Consider the following 1011-nt stretch of genomic DNA (forward strand, 5'->3'; position numbering starts at 1 on the left):
CTAGATGAATGAGTCCAAGGGGTTTGGGCGCGTTCAGTGGTCGTAGGCGATCAGGGAGCGTTTGATCGGCTGGCTGGTCTTGTCGTTGTGCCAGATCGCGGCGGTCAGCGCGAGGATCCTGGACAGCACCCGGATGATGACTCCGGCTGGGGTTCGGCCCCCGTGGCGTTCCAGGTCGAGCTGGCCCTTGAAGGTCTGGTTGATCGATTCGATGGTCTGGCGTAGCGGTTTGAACAGCCGCGCTCCGGCCCGTTCGGGTTCGCCCCGGCGGGCCGGTCGCAGCAGGCGCAGATCACGCTCGGTCAGCGCGTGCTCGAAGTCCCGCCCGTAGTACTGCCGGTCAGCGATGATCGACTGACCTGGATGGCCGGCCACCACCTCAGGAGCGGCATCCAGCATCCCGAGCAGGGTGTGGCGCTCATCAGCCTTGGCGCCGGTGAGGGCGAACATCACCGGCAACCCGCCCAGGGTGCACAGCAGATGTAACCGCAGCCCCCAGAAATACCGGGAGTGACTGGCGCAGTAGCCGTACTCGGCCCACCCGGCCAGGTCACTGCGCCGGGCGGTGTCGCGGGAGCGGCCGCACTCCACCGGGGTGGAGTCGACCACCCACACATCATCGCTCCACAGTGTGGTGTCGGCGGCCAGCATCCTGATCATGTGAAGGACCAGCCCCGATGCCTTCCGTAGCCGTTTGCCGTAGCCCGACTGTCCGGGCAGGTAGGGGAACATCCCGCCCAGCTCGGCGTGGGCATAGCGCAGCCAGCGTCGTTCGGAGACGAAGCCCAGCAACGCCGACATGACCGCCAAGGTCACCAATTCGGCGTCGCTGAGCGTGGGTGCGATACCCGTCTTCGGCCGCCACGGGGCCAGGCCCGGTGAGGCCTTCAGTAGATCATCGACCTTCACGTACAGTGCGGTTGCGAGGGTGTCCAACTTGGTCGTCACAAACTGAGAGTGGGCGCCCTCGCCCTATCTCCGCAGCTACGTCTTGGACTCATTCATCTAGTC

General features: G+C 65.4%; 1 protein-coding gene. It reads right to left on the bottom strand.

The features are described 5' to 3' along the window. Positions 1 to 33: 33 nt before the first annotated feature. Positions 34 to 948, bottom strand: coding sequence for an IS982 family transposase (locus tag AC3EO4_RS55665; RefSeq protein ID WP_431904988.1), 915 nt, complete (start codon positions 946 to 948; stop codon positions 34 to 36). Positions 949 to 1011: the final 63 nt, after the last annotated feature.

Source organism: Nonomuraea sp. bgisy101 (assembly GCF_057708945.1).